This window comes from Reticulibacter mediterranei, assembly GCF_016587455.1.
Map to the genome: position 1 here is coordinate 4357937 of NZ_BNJK01000001.1, position 19397 is coordinate 4377333.

The window sequence follows — 19397 nt, forward strand, 5'->3', positions numbered from 1 at the left end:
CAAATAATTGGTATGCTATCTATCTGAACGGTTGGATAATGGAGAATTACCGCTTTTTTGTTGGCAAAAAGAATGGAATGACAGAGGCCACGAAGTGAAAGAGAACGCAGGAAGAAGAAATAGTGACCGGGGGAGAAATATGATCGACCTGACTGATCCTACGCTGGATAAGCGGCTGCAACAGCGGACAGCGGAGGGGCGATATGAAATAAGTGAGATCGAGCTTGTTTTGAATATGCGAGCGTTGCAGGCACAGGACAGGATGGCAGATGTGCAACGGCTGGCCGAGGTGTTGCTGAATCGCTGCGCCCCTATCTTTCAGCGTCATTCACAGGGATTGCGTCATCGTCCTGAACTGCGGGAAGAGACGATTGCGAATATGGGTGAGCATCTATTGCGTGAGGCGCTTAATCCCCAGGAAGTATTTATGACGCAAAATTTTATTCATTATTTACGTTGTCTCTGCGTAGATGAGTTCAATCGGGTGTTGCGCCAGGAGGGTTTGTACTATCGGCGCGACGACGAGGGGCGACCGTCGGGCAAACCAATGCATGTGCCACGTGCGCTGGTTGATCAGTTGCGACCACAGCCGCCCGATGATGAAAGCGCGCCAGCGGCGGATGTAGCCGATCCTCTTGACCAATATGAGCATTTGCACGCGCAGGAGGAGAGTCAGCGTATCTTAACTTATCTCAGTGATCCTCTGGACCGCATGATTATGGTGTTGCGTGCCATCGAGGGGCGTAAGTGGGACGATATCGCCACGATCTGCAAAAGGACGGAACGCACTGTCCGGTTGCGCTACGAGCGCGCTCGCAGCTACTTGCGCGAGTGCATTACGCGCGAGCAACAGGTGGCTTATGCACCAGTGATCCAGCAGCAATAGCGGTTGGGGAAACAGAAAGGCGTGAAGGATATGAATACTCCTGAATTACAGCGATTGAAGATGGAATGGCTAGCCGCTAGAGAGTCTGGCGATGCAGAGGCCCAACGCAAGCTATTGCTCGATCATCCCGGCGAACAAGCTGCTCTCGTTGATTTTATGGCTGGTTACTACGCGACCGAAACGGTGGCTTTAGAAGAAAATGCAACGCTCTTGCCATTGACGCAGCGTGCCACACAGAAGGCACTGGAGCGCGTGTTTGTGGCCCCAGCTGTTGCGGCAAATCTGGCCGAGCTACGCAGGAACCGCCATCTCAGCAAAGTTGATGTGGCGAAAGGGCTGCGCCTCAGCGTTGATGTATGGAATAAGTTTGAGTCTGGCGCTATCGAGCTGGTGAGCCTGAGTACACGTCAACTGGATCGTCTGGCCGCCTACTTCCAGGTCAGCATCGAGCAGTTTTCAACCCTGCTGAATAGCTCGCAGCCCGCCGTCTCGTTCAATCGCCGCCAGACGCGCGAGGCCGCCCGTAACGAGCAGCAGAGCCTGCAAAAACAGAGCTTCACCGACGCCATTGCTCGTAGCACGATGTCTCAGGAGGATCAACAATTCTGGCTGGATGCATAACACAATGCTGAAAGGACACTTCGCCCCTGAAACACCTCGAAATTTCGTAGTTGCGCGCTTTATCACGCTTGTGCTTTCACACCTATATTCATATGCCGGGCGCGATAAATCGTGCAACTACGAAATGCTTTTAATAGCGCGGTCCCTGATAGGGTGGTTGCTGGGGATAGGGTGGTTGTTGTGGTGGATAGAACGATGGTTGCTGCGGGAAGGGTTGGCCTCCTCCCCTGACCTGCGCGCGTAACTGCTCCAACTCCTGTAGAATAGGCCAATTGCCAAAGGCCAGCATGCAGATCACCACGATATTTGCGATAGGGACCAGCATAAGCAGGCTCATTGCCCCGCTATACCCCGCTTTCGAGAAGATTTTCCAATAAATAAAGATGCCAAAAACCGTTGCTGCCAGTGCAATTAGACCAATAATAAGCGAAGAGGCTGCAATTATTGCTCCAAGTTGCTGTGCTTCACTTTCAGACATACTCGTCTCCTTCGTGCTTTTTCTATTTCAACCCCGTCATATCTGTGCCATTGTATAACTATTGTCAGGGTACATGAGAACCACTTGGAAGTCAATGAGGGGTTGCATACTGTTCGGATGATCTACTTCACATTTCGCTGCGAATCGCAAAATGGGTCAAATGACCCATCCTCTCTCTATAATCGAGCTGCTATACTTACTGTAAGTATGCTATTCTCTATTTCAGCTATGATGTGCTTGCTATGCATGTATCATGAACATTTTTTGTTCAATAATGGGAGGGAACCGGTTATGTATCCCTGGCTGCGTCTCGGACCATATGTGATCTCCACATATTCTTTAATGTTCCTTTGTGCCTATATTATTGGCGGCTCGCTTACTTATTATGAGGCGAAGCGACAGCACCGCGCGACCGAAGCGATTTTGCGAGTAGCTCTAGGCGCGCTCGCTGGTGGTACGATTGGCGCAAAGGTCAGCATGTTTATTTTTCTTGGCCCCGAAAACTTTATCAAGGATTTGCCCTATTTGTGGTATAGTGGGCAAGCGTGGACGGGAGCCTTCTTTGGTGGCTATCTGGGCGTCCTGCTGGTTAAGCGCTTTACTCACATCAACTATGCGACTGGCGATATTTTTGCTCCGGCCCTGCCGCTGGCTCAGGCGATTGGACGGCTGGGCAATCTGCTTGGCGGCGATCCCTTTGGTCTCCCTAGCTCTCTACCCTGGGCCATTATGCAGCAGGGTGTGCGTCGTCAACCTTCGGCGCTCTATGAAATGATCCTAGACCTTGTTCTGTTCGCGATCATCTGGCGTTTGCGCGATAAAATGCCGCGCTCCGGCGATCTCTTCAAGCTCTATGTCGTTGGCTATTGCAGCTTCCGTTTCCTGGTTGATTTTACTCGCGCCGATCCCCGTGTCCTGCTCGGTTTTACGTTGGTGCAGGTGCTTTATGCGATCTCCATCGCTGGTTTTAGTTATAGCCTATGGCGCTCGTTCCGCGAGGCACGAGCCATGAAGCGTGTACCAGAGGGAGCCGAGACCGTTTCGCTGTAATGGAAAAGAGGGAACAGCATGAGCGATCAAATTCCACCGGATGAGCGCCCTTCTCTTGATGAGTCTGCACCGCCTATAGCGGAGCCGAATAAAAAGCGGCAGTACTGGCTCGGAGTCGCCTATGGAGCCATTCCGCTGGTCATCTTTTTGATAGGTGGTGTCGTGGCACGCCTTTCTCGCTCTAACTATGGGGTAAATGGGATTTTTCCTACGGCAATAGGGGTGATTGTTTACATTATTCTGCTTGTCATCACCATTATCTACCTGACTAAACGAGAGAAGCGTTTCATAGGGTATGGTTTGTTGACATTGTTGCTAATAACCCCGGTTGTGGCGGTCTATGGTTGTATGTTGATCATCCAGGCGAATTAGTATTAGAGCGAGAGGTGTGTCTAGGATGCAAGAGCAGAATAGTGATTATTCTAAGCAGAGAGGGGAAAGACAAGAGCGAGAGATATTTTCCTTTAAAGAGATATCCCCGCCGCCACCTCACCAAACGAACCGTACACTTCAGTATTTTATCGGCCTTATTATTGGTTGTATTCCCATGGAACTCTTTTTCCTTTTCTCAGCGGTTTTCTGAGTATTACTATGGTTTCTAATATTTCGAGCGTCATTATTTTATGTAGCTATCTGTTCATTTGGATTGCGGCTATAATATGCCTGTGCATTAACTATGCACGCTTCATGGGTTATGGATTATTCACGACGGCAATTATTTTGCCTGCTATATTTGTTATATTAGTATATGTAATGTTCTGAGTCTGTTATCATAATGCATATTAGACAAGGAAGACTTTGAAGGATGCAAGAGCAGGATCATTTTAATCAAGAGGAACAGCAGCCCGAGCGACAGGCGAAGAGGGTTGATGGCATCTATTCCTTTCATGAAGTGGTCTATCCTCCTCCAGAAATAAACCGCCCACTTCAGTATTTTATTGGCCTTGCCATTGGTTGTATTCCTCTGGCTCTCTTTTTCCTGTCAATCAGTCGTTTCCTGGGCATTGCCCCGGCCTTTAGCGCTCTAGGTGCCATTGCTTTCTATGGCTACTTTGCCCTCTGGCCCGCAGCAATAGTCTGCCTTTGCATTTCACGTGTGCGCTTCGTGGGCTATGGGCTTTTAACGATGGCGATTATTTCCCCTGTTATATGGACCATCACATGCTTTGCAACGTTTAGAGCGTGTTATCGCGCGTGTTAGTAGGAAAAATTTGAAAGATGCAAGAACAGGATCATTTGAATGAAGAAAAACAGTTTATAGGAGAAATGAAGAAAAATAGGGAAATCTATTCGTTTCAAGATGTAGTTTATCCTCCTCCTCTCTGGAAGCGTGTAGCGTTTATCTTACTTCATCTTGTAGTGGGATTTGTATTTGGAGTGCTTGTAATGTTGTTAGCGTTTAAAGCCGCACCTGAGCAGAGCAATATTGTATATACGATATTGCTTACAGCTTCTATACCCGGCATAATTCACCCAAAAACACGTATTCGGAGTTTTGGATTACTGCTAGCTCTAATTATTGTAATGCCTTTAGTGCTGTTTTCTTATCGATAGTCTGGTTGTAATCCTCTATCCTGGAATATACATCAAGGAAGGAATTTGTTTATCATGCGCAACCGTAAGAATCGTCGTGAGCTGGCAGCGTTGCCAGTAACACCTGTTGAGGGCGTTTCTGTTCCTGGCCCGGAAGATCCACTGATGGCGCGGCACGACCGGCCATATATTTACCACAACTTCACCAATAGCCTGTGTCCAGAGTGCTTGAAGGTTGTGCAGGCGAAGATTATTTTGCAGAACAACAAAGTCTATATGCTCAAGACCTGCCCGGAACATGGAGCGATGCGTACGCTGATCTCCTCAGATGCCGCCTATTATCTGAGCCAGAGCCAGTATAACAAGCCCGGCACGCTGCCACGCCATTTTCAGACGCGTGTTGAGCAGGGCTGTCCACTCGATTGTGGGCTGTGTACGGACCACGAACAACACTCCTGTCTGGCTCTGGTTGAGATTACCGAAGCGTGCAATTTGCGCTGTCCCACCTGTTTTGCGAACTCCGATGTGGGGCGCTTCTCGCCACTCGCTGAGGTGGAGCGCATGCTTGATACCATCGTGGAGAACGAGGGTTATGCTGATGTTGTGCAGTTCAGCGGCGGCGAGCCGACGATTCATCCCCAGTTGTTCGAGATATTGGAGATGGCGAAAACGAAACGTATCAAGGCCATGATGATCAATACAAATGGCGTGCGTATCGCCCGTGACGAGGAGTTTGTGCGTCAATTGAGCGCCTTCAAGGGCAATTTCGAGGTCTATCTGCAATTTGATGGCTTTCGACAGAGCACCTATGAAGAGTTACGTGGCCTGGATCTGCGCGAGATCAAACAGCGAGCGATTGCCAATCTGACAAAATATGAGATCCCAATCAATCTGACCGCGACGATCAAACGCGGCGTGAACGAGGACGAGATCGGCGAGATTATCAAGTTTGGCGTTGCGGAGAAGATGGTGCGCGGCGTGACGCTTCAGCCTGTGACCAGTGTTGGTCGCCACGACGATTTCAATGCGCTGGATCGTACAACGGTGCCGGATGTGATTCGTGCTATCGACGAGCAGACAAATGGCGTATTCCGCGCCTCAGATTTTGTGCCGCTGCCCTGCCATAGCGATTGTATCAGCATGACATACGCATATGTGAAGGGCAAAAAGGTGAAGCCTCTGCCGCGCTATATCGATGTCAAAGCCTATCTAGATGTGATCGGCAACCAGATCAATTTCAGGATCGAGGATATGAAGGATGTTGTGGGGTCCGCTCTGATGCGGCTCTGGTCCGCCTCGATGCCGCTCAGCACCGCCAACGCTCTGCACGATTTTAGCTGCTGCCTGCCTGTTTCGCCAGCGGCACTCTCGCAAAAAGAGCATGGGAGCGTGCTATATGAGAATATGTTCCGCATCGTCATTATCGCCTTTATGGATGCCTGGAACTTTGATGTGCGCTCGGCCAAGAAGTGCTGCGTCCATCATGTCCTGCCTGATGGCAAGATTATGCCGTTCTGTTCGTACAACACGCTGCATCGTCCCAGATATATGCATAAGACGCGTTTTCGCGATCAGGAAGGACGGGAAACAGAGCAGTATTACACAGATCACGAGACGGACGAGACTTTGCATGATCCCCATTTGAGGTAGTGGCATGAACTTTCTCTCTTCGGCGCTGCCCTGGCGTGGACTGCTGTTCTTTCCGGCGCTGCTGGTCTTTATCGGTGTCCTGCTGTTTAGCACGGCGACGCTGGCTTTCTATGTCAAACAGAGCATGTCATTTGCGCGGTTACAGAGCCTGTTCACACGCTGGCCTGGATTGCGCGGAAACGTGCTGGCGGCGCTGCTGGGGGCCATCACTCCCTTTTGCACCTGTACGGCGGTGCCGCTGTTTCTGGGCATGCTCGAAGTCGAGGTGCCGCTGGGACCGGCCATCTCGTTTTTGTTGGCCTCGCCGACGATCAATCTTGGTGCGATCATCCTGCTCTTCGTGGTCTTTGGCTGGCGTATCGCGCTCTTTTATGCTGCCGCCTGCCTGATAGCCGCAATCATTGTTGGCTGGTTGCTGGGACGCATCCCGCGAGAGCGCGCATTGCGCGATTATTTGTGGCTTGAGGAGGGGGATGAGGCGGCGGGCAGTCGGCGTGTGATGTGGAAGAAGGCTGCTCTGCTAGGAGGACAGTTCACGCGAAAACTGCTGCCCTGGCTGGCGCTGGCGACGCTTGGAGGTATTATCATCGATCTGTTGATCCCGACCAGTACGGTCGTGAGCCTGGGTCAATGGGGCGTTGGCCTGGGCATACCACTGGCTTCGCTAGTGGGCAGCGTCATCTATGCCGATATTCTCTTGCTTATCCCTATCGGTTTTGCCCTGATTCAGCATGGAGCAGCCATCCCGGTTGTGCTGACCTTTATGATCGCCTCTTCGGGTCTCAGCCTGCCCGAAATGGTCGTGCTGGGACGTGTACTTCGTCCGTATGTAATGATATGCTTCGTGTGCGCAACGTTGCTGGTCTATATGCTGGTTGGTACGGGTTTTCTGTGGCTCTAGACTGTGCAAAAGGACAGTCCGCTTCTGGCTAGAAGGACGATTTGTTTCTGTGGCCAGGATGGTATCCTTCTCTCTAGAAGAAACAGGCAATTTTGCTGTTCTTGTCAGGAAGAGAGATATGAGGTGTGTTATGAGTAAATTTACAGAAATAGAGCTGGAATATTTGCTGTCACAGAAGGCGGGAAGGTTGGCAACTGTCAATCAGCGTGGGGAGCCACAGAATGCGCCCGTGACTTTTCGTTATAATGCTGAGCTGGATACAATCGATATCGGCGGACCGAACAATGGCAAATCGCAAAAGTATCGTAACGTGGTGCGCAATGGCGTGGCCTCTTTTGTCGTTGACGATTTCACTGAGGTAGGAGGGCGCGGCATCGAGATTCGCGCACGAGCAGTGGTCTTTCCTGAAGGTGGGGAGGATATCGTGCCAGGCTTTTTTAGCCCGGAGATCATTCGCCTTTATCCCAAACGCATTATTGCCTGGGATCTGGCGGGAAAGCTGCCTTATTCTAAGCGAGATGTGTGAAGAAGCTCGTTTATATAATATTACCCTCCATTGCGTAGTTGCGCGATTTATCGCGCGTGGCCCACTCTCACAGGTGTCACACCGCGCGATAAATCGCGCAACTACGCAATGGAGGGCAACAGCATCATTGCTGATCGGTTACAACAGGGTGCCAACGAGATACCACAGCTTATCTTCGCCACGACCAGTTGCCTTGCCAGCGTCTTTGTCTTCGGCGTAGGTATAGAGGGCGTGGCCGTCATAGAAGACCTGCATGCCGTTGGCAGTCTGATGGATCGAGAGCTTTTTCGGCAGTGTGGTTGAACTGGAGATCGTCATCATACCCTGCGGAGCCATAACGGGGGGCCAGTCTTTCGCGCAATCGCCGGTACAGGTGGATGTGAACATGGTGTCAGCGCGATAGTAGTACAGCGCGAAGTTTTTATTCGTCATGAGGACATCAACTTTATTGCCGTTGATGGTGGCCTTTCCCATATGAATAAATGCGTTCATGTTCCCCATCATATTGGGAACAATGGTAATCACTGGCGCCATGCCGCCATTGTTCATGTCGCCATTATTCATGTTCCCGTTATTCATGTTCCCGTTATTCATATCACCATTGTTCATGTTCCCGTTGTTCATGTTGCCAGTTGTGGCGGTAGGCGTGCCACCGTTCATCATATCGCCATTCTTGGTAGTTGCCATCGCGTTCATCATGGAGTCTACTAGAAACCACTCCATGTCGTCGCCATGACCGGTTGCCTGTCCAGCTTGCTTATCTGATGCATAGGTATAGAGGGCGTGGCCGTCATAGAAGACCTGCATGCCGTTGGCGGTCTGGTGAACCGATAACTCTTTGGGTAGCATGACCGAGCTGGAAATCATCGCTCCCTGTGTTGCCAGGACGGGTGGCCAATCTTTGGCACAGTCGCCGGTACAGGTGGATTTCAGTGCAGTGTCGGGTTTGTAGTAGTAGATCGGAAAGCCTTTGCTCGTCAAGAGCACGCTCGTATCTTTGCCATCGATGGTGGCCTTGCCTGTGCGGATAAAGGCCGTAGTGTTGCCAGTTGTATCGGGTGTTACCGTAATGGCCTGCATATTCCCGTTATCCATATTGCCATTGTTGTTATTCATGCCATTGTTTGCGGTTGTCCCGTTGTCCATATTCTGATTTGTCTTCTGATTCGCTCCATTGTTCTTGTTTGTCGTGCCCGTTTGTCCGCCCTGATCCATCATGCCACTACATGCAGTCAGCAAAATTGACAGCAGGGCAAGTAGCGCGAAGGGTATCGAGTGTCGCAGTGTTTTCATGTGATGCCATCCTCCTGAAGCCGTAAATAAACAAAAAGCCTCTATTCTATAATCTATGTGAAAAGCGATCATCATCTTGAAAAATACTATCAAGCGAGCCAGTTCATCAATGATGTCACCTTTATGTACCACTACTCATGTATTATTGCTTCTAACGAAAAACACGCTGGTTTTTTACAGGATTTACAGCGGGGTACTTTTTGCTTATGTTATTGTGTATCATAATGTTTGAAAGTAAAGGATCATGCTAGTATGTATTTGACGCGAGATGCTACACTGAGAAGCGAAAGAGGCTAGCATATGGATGAAATAGAACGTCGTCGAGAACTGGCGGAGTTTTTGCGGACGCGGCGAGAGCGCCTCTCGCCACGTGATGTGGGATTGCCGCATGGTTTCCGCCGTCGCGCGGTTGGCTTGCGCCGCGAAGAGGTCGCTCAACTTGCGAATATCGGCACCTCCTGGTATACCTCGTTGGAGCAGGGACGGCCTGTTAATCCCTCTGAGGAGGTGTTGGAGAGCGTAGCTCGTGCGCTACAACTGACAGCTGATGAGCGCCGCCATCTGTTTCTGCTGGCACTCCACTCTCTCCCGGCGCGCGAGTTACCGATAAAGGAACAGGTGAGCTTGGCTTTAGAGCGGATGGTAAAGGCGCTCGACCCTCATCCTGCCTATATCATGGATCGCTGTTGGGATATTGTGACCTGGAATCTGGCAGCCGGTAATATATTTGATTTCCACAATATCCCGCCCCCTTATACGCGCAATATGTTCTGGCGTATCTTTAGCGACAAGACGATTAGGGAGCGCTATGGCGATTGGACCGAGATGGGGCGTGGGCTGGTTGCGCAGTTTCGTGCCGATAGCGTGCGCTACCCTGATGACGAGCGGTTTGCCCGACTGATCGATGATTTGCAGCGAACGAGCGAGGATTTTCGTAACTGGTGGGCGCAGCACGATGTACTGAGCATTCCAGATTGTCATAAGGAGATGCAGGATCCCCAACTGGGCTATCTGGAGTTTGAGTTTGTGACGTTGCAGGTGCCGACCAACCCTGACTTGAGGCTACTGGTGTATACGGCGAACCCTGCAACGCTGGCAAAACTGGAAGCGCTCTTAGCCGCCGATCAGCGGGGTCAGGCGCAAGAACTGTATGCTGGTGGTCGGTGAGAAGGTGATCTCTTCATCCAGGGTTTTGACGCGTTTGTTATCGATCAAAACAATATACGTGCCAACCTGGAAGGCTCGTAGCGCCTTCTTAACCTGGGCTTTAGCGTCGGCTGTGGCGATGCTGTTGAATTGATCGGGCGAATGAATCTTGCCCTGCTGCTGTTGGGCGGCGATCTCTTCTTCGGTCAGATATCCACGCTGTTTTGCCTCCTTTGGCGAGAATATCCCCAGCGAGCCAGCCATCTTTTGCATGCGCTTTGCTACCTCTTCACGAACACCCTCTTCAACCGCCCTCTGGATCAACTCGGCAACTGTCAGCCGCTCCTCCAACAGGTTGAGGGTAAGGCATTCCGGCCCCTCCGCTTTAATAGAACCGATATTTTTGGTATGTACTTCTAGTGTGAGCATTGCTAAATCCTTTCTCTTGATGGAAATGAACAATGAATTGTATTTCTTGATGGTTAAACTTTTGGCAGTTGGCGTAAGATGGTGGTATCAGTGATGGTTTCGTCGTGTGAGAGCAGCAGAATTTTGCTGAGAATTTCGGATGTTTTCGGGTCGTTCTCCTCGAAGGGCAGATAGAGCTTTTGCGTGTTGTAGCGCGGCACGATACAGAGATAGCGCCCTCCTGGTTCGGTGTAAATGGTGCCGTTGCTCAGATCGACTTTATACAGGCAGCGGCTTCCACTGATATAGGCACAGCGCCCCGCGATCTGAATCGTTTCGCCCAGCTCAAGCAAGGGGATTAGTTCGCGCAACAATTGTTCGCGCTGATGTGGCGGTTGGTTCTGAGCGTCGCTGCGATGTTGCTGGAGCGGTTGGTCCTCTACTTCCCAATGCTGATCGGTTCCCTGGCTGGCACTGATCACACATTGATCGATATCGCGCATGACCTCCGAAAAGATGTGAGGGGGAACATCATGTAGCGGTAGACAGGCAGTGTCCAGGTCGAGGCGAGGACGAGTCCAGAGCATGCTATGTTGAATGGGATAGAAGGCGATCTGCCCGGTTGTCGCAGTGTAGGTGTGGCGATAATTGTAATTGCACCAGAAGTAGGCTCGCATATTATATTGTGGGAAATCACACCAGCAAACTCTATACGATGAGCGCCAGCCTTGCACACGATTGAGGGCATTGGGTTGACTCTGGGAAATGATATGCGAGGCGAAACGATTGCTATAAGTGCGCGTCTCCTCTTCGGCGGGAGTGAGCAGATAGCTTTCGCGAAACATCTGTTTGAAGGGCTGGCTGATCTTGTGCTGCACGATATAACGTTGCCAGCGTGAATGATCCTCGGGCTGCATTTCGATCGGGTGTGCGATATGCAGGCAATGTTCGTTTGCGACCTGCACCTCTGCTCCCTCGGCTGTTAGCCAACTCCCTTGCACGTTGTAGGTGGCATAGGCAAGATGGGTTCCATCAGCTGTGGAGATAGCCCAGACGAGGCGTCGGGCCAGGTGGCCGGAGACGGGATGCTGTGCAAATGTGCTTTGCCATGCCTCCCACGACCAATTGCGCTGCTCACGCATTGCGTTCTCCAGGCGATTTTTCTGCGTTGAGAGCGTGATGGCGAGTGCTCTTGCTTCATAGGTTGCCGCTTGCCAGGCTGTTTTGTGGGTGGCGTCTAGTTCCGGGGGAAGACTGCGATATGATTTTCCGCTCGCACATTTTATGCCGCGCTGTACACGTCCGCTTGCGCTGATTGAGAGCCGAACTGTATCGGCACCAACGGGCCATGTGCGCACTCCCTGAGCGTTCAACTCATGGTGCAGGATGACTCGATCCTTCAGTTGCTCCACCGATATATTTTGCTGATCGGCGATGATTCTGAGCGTCTCTGCAATGTCTAGATGGAGTTTCTGCTGCCTGGTGAGTCGTGTCAGTTGAAGCAAACGAGCAACGGCGTTATCGTCGCTCCATTGCGCCATCGTCCAGAGTGCTGGTTTGCGGAGCTTGGCACGCATAATATCCATCAGGAGATCACGGACCTGTGGGTCGGGAAAATCCACCAGCGCCCAGCAAGCAGCTTGAGCGATCTTACGGGTGCGTGTTGTCCCCTTGCCACTGAAGCGCTCATACCAGATATCGCCGTGTTTGTGCCAGCCTCGCGAGCCGAGATAGTCATAGGCATTGGAACTGTAAACGGTGATGGAACTGTGGGAGTGCTTAATGCTGGGTGCAACATGCTCTCCACGCTCCAGCGCTTGCAGCACACGGGCATCATCCGGGTTTGCAGGACCAATATACCATTCTCTTTTCGCCGCCAATCCCATGAGCAAGGGACGCAGAAGAGGAGTCGGTATGGTTTGTTTGAGTTCTTGCCACTCGCGCAACCATTTCTTTGTCGGTCGCCGGCCCCGGCTGGAAAGCATGTGCAACATCAACGTGTGCAATGTATCGAGATGAGCCGTGAAATAGTGCCGCAGTTCGTCGGCATGTTCGCCAAAGGCGAGGTCCCACTGGCTCCAGATATCAATCATGCGTAATTGTGCCTGTGCATCCATTTTGATTGTTTCCCCCCTGGCAATTGTTCTCTCTATTTCTCTTCTTTTTCGCAGCACCAAAAGTGGTAAGCAGGGGCACGATTTGCTGATACAGCCACATTCTGGCCGCTTATCTTGTGAAACTATCTGAAAGATTATTGCGTAGTATAAATAACTTCGGCGAAGACCGAAATATGGTAAAGAAAGATGCTGCTACATAGCTATGAACAGACTGGTGTATAATCAAGAACGCGACGAACTCGAACTCAATGGCAAGTCAGTTGGCAAGGGGCACCCTCTGGAGCTATATGTCATGGGATACTGGCTCTCTGGAATGGTGCATCGCGATAATTCTGGCTGGTATCTGCTTACGAGAGATCAGGTCGGGATTCGATTGGCCGCAGGCTTGCGTGCGCGAACCCCCGATGTTGCCCTCGCATTGACGTTTCCCGCGCATATCGAGAACTCCCTTCATTACAAAAAGAGTAGTTGAGACCAGAATGAAAGGATTGCGCTAAACTAGATATCTCATATTCCTCAGATCAAAATGCTGCGGTATTTTAGGATAGGCCAGCGGCACTCATATTTGATTCCTCAGTGCTGCCAAGAGATGTAACGACCATACGGGCTGGCTCATCCAGGGGGAGTAGCGCTATAATGCAAGGATACATGCGGCTACAGACCGAGATACGAACCTGCCGTAGTTGAATCTGTTGCACATCTCCAGTAATTGCATTTCTGCCCAACAATAGCTTTGGCAGTTCTTGTTGCTGAGTGAGCGTCGCAGGGACTACTTCTTGTTCCCAGTACTGGCGAAAATCGGCGACAGCACAGAACTGCTCCACCAGTGTTTGATACCAGGGTTCAAATTGGTAGAACCTGTTGCTCTCCTTGAAAAGTTGAATGCCGCGACTCACTCCTGCTTGCCAGGCTTTGGTGGCCTGTTTATTGAAGGTCGAACGCTCTCGAAACGGTAGGTCATGGCGAAAAAAGAGAGAGAGCATATGCCGCTGTTCTTGCGGAATTGTGGCGAGCGGAAGAGGCGCGAAGAGGCGCTGGAACAACTCGTTGATGGCCTCGATGTGCAGGGTATGTGTTACCAGTATGGCCGGATAAGGGAGCGTTTGCATGAGATTTTTACCCAGCTTTAACGCCAGTTGAAGTTCGGAGCCGGTCAATTCAAGGCTTTCTGGAAGATAGCGAGCGGCTAAGAGTAAGTTGTTGCGCTGAACCATGCTACATTCGAGATAATCGGCAATTTGCATTAAGGTCTGGCGGCTCGGAATGCGCTGTGAGCGACCAACAAGTAAGTTTTTATAGGTGGGACACGCCTCATCTGTTAACTCCTGCTGTGTGAACCGTTTGAGGAATGGATGAGGATGGTTTCTCACCTCTTGCTGACGAGCGATGCGCAGAATTTCAATCTCCTCAAGAAGTTCACGCAGCATCGCAGGCTTTTGAGAAGAACCGGGGATGCTCTCAATCATATCTCTCTCCTGTGGTGAGGATTGACCAGGCTCATCAAAAAAGATGGAACGATCCCTCGCCAATCCGGGTGTAATTTTACACTTGGTATAACACCTACGCCCTTCTATACTATTTCCTGGAACCAGTACATGAGTAAACAGGTTCATCCATTTGTATCTCACAAATCATAGAGAAAAACGGAAGGAACAATCATGGCAAAACTTGCAGGAAAAGTGGCGGTTATTACGGGCGCAAGCACTGGCATTGGCCTTGCTGCGGCACAGCGTTTCATTACCGAAGGTGCGTATGTCTACATCACCGGTCGTCGGCAACACGAACTTGATGAAGCCGTCAAAAAAGTTGGGAAAAACATCACTGGCGTTCGGTCTGATATCTCGAAGCTAGCAGATCTCGACCATCTCTATAGCACGATCAGGCAGCAGCATGATCATATTGATATCCTTTTCGCTAACGCTGGTGGAGGAGAATTTGCTGCATTAGGGGAAATTACAGAGGCACACTTTGACCAGACGTTTAACACGAACGTTAAAGGGACGCTCTTTACGGTGCAAAAGGCGCTGCCACTCTTGCAAGATGGCAGCTCGATCATTCTCACCGGTTCGACAACTTCAGTTACTGGTATCCCGGCGTTCAGCGTCTATAGCGCCACCAAGTCTGCTATCCGGTCGTTCGCACGCGGCTGGATGATGGATTTGAAGGATCGCAAGATTCGTGTCAATGTGTTGACTCCTGGCCCAACGAATACGCCTGGACTTCAGCAATTAGGAAGGGATGAGGAGCAGCGCAAGCACCTGCTGGCGGAGCTTGTTACCATCATTCCGTTAGGACGTCTGGGCGATCCCGAAGAACTGGCGAAAGTTGCCGTCTTCCTCGCATCTGATGAGAGCAGCTTTATCAACGGGATCGAACTGTTCGTCGATGGGGGACAGGCACAGATCTAGCGGATTTGGGATCGCGGATCTTCGATGAGGCCCGCGATCCCGCCGCTTCATTTGTTCACTTCCGAGGAATGAGCAGGAAAGCGACGATGCCCAGAAAGAGTAACATGCTGCCCAGTCCCATACTGACCCTATCCAGTCCGATGTCTCCCAGGTGCCCTATGACTGGATCAACCGTGCTCTTCCCCAACATGCCAATGAGGGAGAGCGCAGAGAGCGTTGTGGCACGCGACGTATCTGAAATACGTTTATTCACCTCTTGCTCTATAATTGGCGTCTGCCAGGCAGAGAAGCAGACCACACCTGCTACCAGCCCTATCGTGAGGAGGGGAGTATGGAGCCAGGTGAGCAGTATGTAGCAGAGACCAGGGAGAAGGCAAGAACACATAAGCAAGGAACGAGTTCCCAGTATTCTTTGAAAGGTTGTGCTTCGGAGAACCAGAAACAGTTGCAGCCCCATTGTAGCAGCCATGAGAGGCCCAAAAAAAGCAATAGGAATACCCGCTTTTTGAAAGTAGGGCTGGTTATACCAGAAAATGGAATTTGTCATAGCAAAAGCGACCCAACGAAGGAGACTCAAGAAAGCGAGTCCGGGTTGTGTGCAGATGGTATGCCATGCAATGCGTACGATCTGCGTAACCCGGGCCGCTTCTTTTTTCTCCTGAACGCCGGTAGCCGGGGCATAATGGGATAAACGAAGGGATGCGACGAAAGCAAGCAGAGCAGGAGCAAAACTTGCAACAACGGCAAGTGTTGGGCTGTAGGCACCCAGGAAGCTACCAGTAAGGAGTCCCAGAAAGAAACTTGCGCTTGAAGCACTGCTGAGTAGAGCGAAAGCATCGCTTCCTTGACTGCTTCTTTTTTGAGGCGGCAAGGAGGTGTAGATTAAGGCACTTTCGCAGCCAGAGACAGAGGCAATAGCGATGCCACCAAGGGTCTCAGCCACAGCGAACATCCAGAAACCATGAGCGCTCGCAAAAAAGCCCATCCCAACGAGGCCAATAGTTCGTCCAATGAGCATCATTTTGGCATAGCCAATGTGTTCTGCCCAGACACTTGTGGGAATATCGGCAAGCAGGATGGCTCCCGAGAGAATGGCTTCCATGAGAAACATTTCCGTGAAGTTGAGTCCACGTTGTTGCTCAAAGAGCACCATCGTTGTCGAGTAGAAAAACAGATCACCTGAGAAACGTGTGATGACTAACCAGCGAAGCAGAGGAATGCGTAACAGCTCACGTGAAGGCACAAAACGCCAGAAAAAAGACATAAGAATAACCCTCCTGATAGAAATCAAACTCATAGACAATGAGCGTTCCTACAGGAGGTGCTCGCGCCTTTTTAGCGCGTGGGAGGAGGACTTATATAGGATGCGAATGAATGTAAATACGATCCATATTTATAGAGCACCTTCTAAAATGTCAATCTATTCGCGAGTATTTTTATACCATAAGATGCTAAAATGTCAATATGTACTTTCTGCGACAAAGGAATATCTCTGAGAAAGGGGAGAAATCTATGGCAAGTCCACTAGAGATCTACAAGGAATATCAAAGCCGTCTAAGATCGCGCGATTTTGAACACCTGGGGGAGGTAGTAGATCTGGAAGGATTTCGAGATATCTGTATTGGCCTCTTTGACTGGACAACTGGTTTCGAGACAGCTTTCCAGAACCTCACGAGGAATATGCTGCTTCCGTTTGCCGATTGGCACACGAGCATCGAAGATGCTGTTGAAGGGCAGGATACGGTTGTGGTTCGTTCGCGTGCGGAGGCAACCCATGTGGCCGACTTCCTTGGTATTCCAGCAACCGGTCGCCGTGTGAGTTGGGAAACCGTGACTATAGTGAAAGTTAAGGATGGTCGTGTCGTTGAGAATCGTTCTCAGCCAGATCTCTGGGGGATCTATCAGCAACTTACTGCCACCGTTCCGCCTCAGGAAAAAGCAGCAATCTGATAGGTATCATCTTCTCTTGAATTTGGGTACAATAAGAACTGGCATCAATTTGTACGTATGTTGTTTGCGCTCTCAGAGAAGAGAGGTGATACTATGCTCTACGGACAATCCGCCGCCCACGCCCTGGAACCTCAGATCAAGTTACCCGATACCTTTAACGCCGCCGTTGCTTTTCTGGATCGTAATCTGACGGAGGGACGCGGCGCAAAAACTGCCGTTTATTATGAAGGAAAAACCTATAGCTATGCGCAAATTGCAGAGCTTGCCAATCGCATCGGCAATGGTCTGCTCGAACTTGGCGTTGACATAGAACAGCGCATCGCTCTCCTCCTGCTCGACTCTCCGCATTTCGCCGCCGCCTTCTTTGGGGCAATCAAGATGGGAGCCGTACCCGTTCCCTTGAATACGTTGCTCCGCCCGGATGATTACATCTATATGCTCAACGATAGCCGTGCGCGTGTTCTCCTGGTCCATGCCACGCTCTGGCAAAACATTCAACAAATCCTGCCGCAACTCAAATGCTTGCGCCATGTAGTGATTGTGAACGAGAACGATGAAGCGGGGCATACAGCTTCTTCTCATGTTGCTGTCCATAGTCCCGCGAATACGCAATTCATCCATAACTTCGCGGATTGGGTTGCTCATGCCTCGCCCACTTTGCAGGCGGCCGAGACCAGCAAAGATGATAGCGCGTTCTGGCTCTATAGTTCAGGCAGTACCGGGTTTCCCAAAGGCTGCGTTCATTTGCAACATGATATGACTTATTGCGCCAATTACTATGCAAAGGGCATTCTTGATATTCAGGAGAGTGATATTACCTTTTCCGCTGCCCGGCTCTATTTCGCCTATGGCCTCGGCAACAATCTCTACTTCCCGTTTAGCGTAGGAGGGAGCGCTGTCTATCATCCTGGACGCCCTCTACCGGAAGCGATGTTCAAAGTGATCGAACAGTATCGTCCCACCATCTTTTTCGGTGTGCCAACGCTGTATGCCTCGATGCTCGCCCTGCCTGACGCGGAGAAGCGCTTCGATTGTTCGTCGTTGCGCGTCTGTGTTTCGGCTGGTGAGGCGCTTCCTGCCGATATTCTGCGGCGCTGGGAACAGCACTTTCACGTGCCGATTCTAGATGGGATTGGCTCGACCGAGATCCTTCATATATTCATTAGCAACCGCATCGATGATATGAAGCCGGGCAGCTCTGGCAAGCTTGTGCCTGGTTATCAGGCGGTGATTACAGATGAGCAAGGACAGCCCGTGCCTGCTGGCGATATCGGCAATCTGTTGATCAGTGGGGAGAGTACGGCGGCTTATTATTGGAACAAGCACGACAAGACTCGCGATGCCATGATGGGCCGCTGGATTCAGACTGGCGATAAATATTACCAGGACGAAGAGGGCTATTTTTGGTACTGTGGGCGCGCAGATGATATGCTCAAGGTAGGCGGCCAATGGGTGTCTCCCGTCGAGGTGGAGAACACGCTGATCGCGCACCCGGCAGTATTAGAGGCAGCAGTCGTGGGTGTATTCGATCAAGAAAATCTGGTCAAGCCCAAAGCATTTGTTGTTTTGCGCATCGGACAGACGCCCTCTGAGCAGCTGGCTGAGGAGCTGAAAACGTTCGTCAAGCAGCACATTGCGCCGTTTAAGTATCCGCGTTTCATCGAATTTGTGCCGGAACTCCCCAAGACGGCGACGGGCAAGATCCAGCGTTTTCTCTTGCGTGGCACCGGACAGACGGAACCATTGGACCCTTCCGCCGTAAAGAATATATAACCGATGATGGAGAGAGAATGAGAACGCTCATCTCTCTCCATCGAATCTGGCTGGAAGGACTGTACATGACGCAAGAGAAGAGGCTCTGGAAGGTACGTTCAGCAAAACGTATCCTCGATACGCCGTACCTGAAAGTGCGGCGCGAAGAAGTTGAACTGCCTGAAGGGATCATTGTTCCCGATTATTATATTATTGAGAATCGCGGTTGGGTGGGCATCGTTCCCTATACCGAGGATGGCTATTTTCTGCTCAATACGCAATATAAGCATGGAATTGGACTTGAAGTTGTAGAGTTTCCGGCGGGAGGCATTGATGAGGGGGAGGATGATCCTGTGCAGGCGGCGCACCGCGAGCTGATGGAGGAGTCGGGATACAGCACTGACAGGATGGAGCTATTGGCGCACATGCTGGCGAATCCTAGCGGGGCTGTGACACGGATCTGGTGGTATCTGGCATATAATGTGCGTAAAACGGGCGCGCAGAAAATTGATCCCGTCGAGGTCATCGAGAATCGTCTGGTCACGCCGGGAGAACTGCTGGAGCTGATTCATAGCGGCGAGTTTGCTGTGCAGGGGCAGATCGCGGCGGCATATATGGCATTGGAGCGCCTCGGCTTCTTAAAAGCGACGTTGTAGCAAGGGAAGGGTACATAAACCC

The 19397-nt window shown here is 50.9% G+C and carries 21 protein-coding genes; 15 read left to right on the forward strand and 6 right to left on the reverse strand.

Annotated elements, in window-relative coordinates; genetic code table 11:
* The first annotated feature begins 139 nt into the window (after positions 1–139).
* Entirely contained in the window at positions 140–886 is a 747-nt protein-coding gene (locus K3T83_RS18745) for an RNA polymerase sigma factor (protein ID WP_220204481.1), read from the forward strand.
* A 30-nt stretch (positions 887–916) separates the two neighbouring features.
* On the forward strand, positions 917–1507 hold the full coding sequence (locus tag K3T83_RS18750) for a helix-turn-helix domain-containing protein (protein ID WP_220204482.1): 591 nt from the start codon (positions 917–919) through the stop codon (positions 1505–1507).
* A gap of 130 nt (positions 1508–1637) precedes the next feature.
* On the opposite strand, the gene K3T83_RS18755 is transcribed toward K3T83_RS18750, so the two are convergent.
* Complete coding sequence (locus K3T83_RS18755; RefSeq protein ID WP_220204483.1) at positions 1638–1985, reverse strand: hypothetical protein; 348 nt, start codon at positions 1983–1985, stop codon at positions 1638–1640.
* 291 nt (positions 1986–2276) lie between these two features.
* Here K3T83_RS18755 and K3T83_RS18760 point away from each other — a divergent pair, with 291 nt between their 5' ends.
* The 7 genes from K3T83_RS18760 (at position 2277) to K3T83_RS18790 (ending at position 7645) form a co-directional block, all read left to right on the forward strand.
* Positions 2277–3035, forward strand: coding sequence for a prolipoprotein diacylglyceryl transferase (locus K3T83_RS18760; RefSeq protein WP_220204484.1), 759 nt, complete (start codon positions 2277–2279; stop codon positions 3033–3035).
* A gap of 18 nt (positions 3036–3053) precedes the next feature.
* Entirely contained in the window at positions 3054–3407 is a 354-nt protein-coding gene (locus K3T83_RS18765) for a hypothetical protein (protein WP_220204485.1), read from the forward strand.
* A 433-nt stretch (positions 3408–3840) separates the two neighbouring features.
* Positions 3841–4236 carry a hypothetical protein gene (locus K3T83_RS18770; RefSeq protein ID WP_220204486.1) on the forward strand — a complete coding sequence of 132 codons (396 nt, stop codon included), beginning with the start codon at positions 3841–3843 and terminating at the stop codon, positions 4234–4236.
* Positions 4237–4253: 17 nt separating this feature from the next.
* A complete protein-coding gene (locus K3T83_RS18775; RefSeq protein WP_220204487.1) occupies positions 4254–4589 on the forward strand; it encodes a hypothetical protein in 336 nt (111 codons plus the stop codon).
* A 54-nt stretch (positions 4590–4643) separates the two neighbouring features.
* Positions 4644–6218: a radical SAM protein gene (locus K3T83_RS18780; RefSeq protein ID WP_220204488.1), complete on the forward strand. Its 1575-nt coding sequence runs from the start codon at positions 4644–4646 to the stop codon at positions 6216–6218.
* Positions 6219–6222: 4 nt separating this feature from the next.
* The gene (locus K3T83_RS18785; protein ID WP_220204489.1) at positions 6223–7119 is read left to right on the forward strand and encodes a permease; all 897 of its coding nucleotides are present in this window, start codon (positions 6223–6225) and stop codon (positions 7117–7119) included.
* A gap of 130 nt (positions 7120–7249) precedes the next feature.
* A complete protein-coding gene (locus K3T83_RS18790) occupies positions 7250–7645 on the forward strand; it encodes a PPOX class F420-dependent oxidoreductase (RefSeq protein WP_220204490.1) in 396 nt (131 codons plus the stop codon).
* 138 nt (positions 7646–7783) lie between these two features.
* Here the strand turns inward: K3T83_RS18790 and K3T83_RS18795 are convergent, their stop codons facing one another.
* Positions 7784–8938: a hypothetical protein gene (locus K3T83_RS18795; RefSeq protein WP_220204491.1), complete on the reverse strand. Its 1155-nt coding sequence runs from the start codon at positions 8936–8938 to the stop codon at positions 7784–7786.
* Positions 8939–9238: 300 nt separating this feature from the next.
* Between K3T83_RS18795 and K3T83_RS18800 the strand changes: the two genes are divergently transcribed.
* A complete protein-coding gene (locus K3T83_RS18800) occupies positions 9239–10105 on the forward strand; it encodes a helix-turn-helix transcriptional regulator (RefSeq protein ID WP_220204492.1) in 867 nt (288 codons plus the stop codon).
* Here the strand turns inward: K3T83_RS18800 and K3T83_RS18805 are convergent.
* Together K3T83_RS18805 and K3T83_RS18810 are read right to left on the reverse strand one after the other, a co-directional pair.
* The gene (locus tag K3T83_RS18805; RefSeq protein WP_220204493.1) at positions 10052–10513 is read right to left on the reverse strand and encodes a hypothetical protein; all 462 of its coding nucleotides are present in this window, start codon (positions 10511–10513) and stop codon (positions 10052–10054) included. The two genes, K3T83_RS18800 and K3T83_RS18805, sit on opposite strands and share 54 nt — an antisense overlap.
* A 53-nt stretch (positions 10514–10566) precedes the next feature.
* Positions 10567–12609 carry a DUF4132 domain-containing protein gene (locus K3T83_RS18810; protein ID WP_220204494.1) on the reverse strand — a complete coding sequence of 681 codons (2043 nt, stop codon included), beginning with the start codon at positions 12607–12609 and terminating at the stop codon, positions 10567–10569.
* Positions 12610–12811: 202 nt separating this feature from the next.
* Here K3T83_RS18810 and K3T83_RS18815 point away from each other — a divergent pair, with 202 nt between their 5' ends.
* On the forward strand, positions 12812–13081 hold the full coding sequence (locus tag K3T83_RS18815; protein ID WP_220204495.1) for a DUF5348 domain-containing protein: 270 nt from the start codon (positions 12812–12814) through the stop codon (positions 13079–13081).
* Positions 13082–13148: 67 nt separating this feature from the next.
* Here the strand turns inward: K3T83_RS18815 and K3T83_RS18820 are convergent, their stop codons facing one another.
* Positions 13149–14075: an MmyB family transcriptional regulator gene (locus tag K3T83_RS18820; RefSeq protein WP_220204496.1), complete on the reverse strand. Its 927-nt coding sequence runs from the start codon at positions 14073–14075 to the stop codon at positions 13149–13151.
* Between the two features lie 192 nt (positions 14076–14267).
* Here K3T83_RS18820 and K3T83_RS18825 point away from each other — a divergent pair, with 192 nt between their 5' ends.
* The gene (locus K3T83_RS18825; RefSeq protein ID WP_220204497.1) at positions 14268–15017 is read left to right on the forward strand and encodes an SDR family oxidoreductase; all 750 of its coding nucleotides are present in this window, start codon (positions 14268–14270) and stop codon (positions 15015–15017) included.
* A gap of 55 nt (positions 15018–15072) precedes the next feature.
* Here the strand turns inward: K3T83_RS18825 and K3T83_RS18830 are convergent, their stop codons facing one another.
* Entirely contained in the window at positions 15073–16281 is a 1209-nt protein-coding gene (locus tag K3T83_RS18830) for an MFS transporter (RefSeq protein WP_220204498.1), read from the reverse strand.
* A 248-nt stretch (positions 16282–16529) separates the two neighbouring features.
* On the opposite strand from K3T83_RS18830, the gene K3T83_RS18835 reads away from it, so the two are divergent.
* The 3 genes from K3T83_RS18835 (at position 16530) to K3T83_RS18845 (ending at position 19375) form a co-directional block, all read left to right on the forward strand.
* On the forward strand, positions 16530–16967 hold the full coding sequence (locus K3T83_RS18835) for an ester cyclase (RefSeq protein WP_220204499.1): 438 nt from the start codon (positions 16530–16532) through the stop codon (positions 16965–16967).
* Between the two features lie 93 nt (positions 16968–17060).
* Positions 17061–18740, forward strand: coding sequence for a benzoate-CoA ligase family protein (locus K3T83_RS18840; protein WP_220204500.1), 1680 nt, complete (start codon positions 17061–17063; stop codon positions 18738–18740).
* A gap of 65 nt (positions 18741–18805) precedes the next feature.
* Positions 18806–19375: an NUDIX hydrolase gene (locus K3T83_RS18845; RefSeq protein ID WP_220204501.1), complete on the forward strand. Its 570-nt coding sequence runs from the start codon at positions 18806–18808 to the stop codon at positions 19373–19375.
* Positions 19376–19397: the final 22 nt, after the last annotated feature.

What these genes read in the sequence shown, in the direction of transcription:
- K3T83_RS18745 (WP_220204481.1), top strand. Translation starts at nt 140, where the DNA reads ATGATCGACCTGACTGATCCTACGCTGGATAAGCGGCTGCAACAGCGG.
- K3T83_RS18750 (WP_220204482.1), top strand. Translation starts at nt 917, where the DNA reads ATGAATACTCCTGAATTACAGCGATTGAAGATGGAATGGCTAGCCGCT.
- K3T83_RS18755 (WP_220204483.1), bottom strand. Translation starts at nt 1,985, where the DNA reads ATGTCTGAAAGTGAAGCACAGCAACTTGGAGCAATAATTGCAGCCTCT.
- K3T83_RS18760 (WP_220204484.1), top strand. Translation starts at nt 2,277, where the DNA reads ATGTATCCCTGGCTGCGTCTCGGACCATATGTGATCTCCACATATTCT.
- K3T83_RS18765 (WP_220204485.1), top strand. Translation starts at nt 3,054, where the DNA reads ATGAGCGATCAAATTCCACCGGATGAGCGCCCTTCTCTTGATGAGTCT.
- K3T83_RS18770 (WP_220204486.1), top strand. Translation starts at nt 3,841, where the DNA reads ATGCAAGAGCAGGATCATTTTAATCAAGAGGAACAGCAGCCCGAGCGA.
- K3T83_RS18775 (WP_220204487.1), top strand. Translation starts at nt 4,254, where the DNA reads ATGCAAGAACAGGATCATTTGAATGAAGAAAAACAGTTTATAGGAGAA.
- K3T83_RS18780 (WP_220204488.1), top strand. Translation starts at nt 4,644, where the DNA reads ATGCGCAACCGTAAGAATCGTCGTGAGCTGGCAGCGTTGCCAGTAACA.
- K3T83_RS18785 (WP_220204489.1), top strand. Translation starts at nt 6,223, where the DNA reads ATGAACTTTCTCTCTTCGGCGCTGCCCTGGCGTGGACTGCTGTTCTTT.
- K3T83_RS18790 (WP_220204490.1), top strand. Translation starts at nt 7,250, where the DNA reads ATGAGTAAATTTACAGAAATAGAGCTGGAATATTTGCTGTCACAGAAG.
- K3T83_RS18795 (WP_220204491.1), bottom strand. Translation starts at nt 8,938, where the DNA reads ATGAAAACACTGCGACACTCGATACCCTTCGCGCTACTTGCCCTGCTG.
- K3T83_RS18800 (WP_220204492.1), top strand. Translation starts at nt 9,239, where the DNA reads ATGGATGAAATAGAACGTCGTCGAGAACTGGCGGAGTTTTTGCGGACG.
- K3T83_RS18805 (WP_220204493.1), bottom strand. Translation starts at nt 10,513, where the DNA reads ATGCTCACACTAGAAGTACATACCAAAAATATCGGTTCTATTAAAGCG.
- K3T83_RS18810 (WP_220204494.1), bottom strand. Translation starts at nt 12,609, where the DNA reads ATGGATGCACAGGCACAATTACGCATGATTGATATCTGGAGCCAGTGG.
- K3T83_RS18815 (WP_220204495.1), top strand. Translation starts at nt 12,812, where the DNA reads ATGAACAGACTGGTGTATAATCAAGAACGCGACGAACTCGAACTCAAT.
- K3T83_RS18820 (WP_220204496.1), bottom strand. Translation starts at nt 14,075, where the DNA reads ATGATTGAGAGCATCCCCGGTTCTTCTCAAAAGCCTGCGATGCTGCGT.
- K3T83_RS18825 (WP_220204497.1), top strand. Translation starts at nt 14,268, where the DNA reads ATGGCAAAACTTGCAGGAAAAGTGGCGGTTATTACGGGCGCAAGCACT.
- K3T83_RS18830 (WP_220204498.1), bottom strand. Translation starts at nt 16,281, where the DNA reads ATGTCTTTTTTCTGGCGTTTTGTGCCTTCACGTGAGCTGTTACGCATT.
- K3T83_RS18835 (WP_220204499.1), top strand. Translation starts at nt 16,530, where the DNA reads ATGGCAAGTCCACTAGAGATCTACAAGGAATATCAAAGCCGTCTAAGA.
- K3T83_RS18840 (WP_220204500.1), top strand. Translation starts at nt 17,061, where the DNA reads ATGCTCTACGGACAATCCGCCGCCCACGCCCTGGAACCTCAGATCAAG.
- K3T83_RS18845 (WP_220204501.1), top strand. Translation starts at nt 18,806, where the DNA reads ATGACGCAAGAGAAGAGGCTCTGGAAGGTACGTTCAGCAAAACGTATC.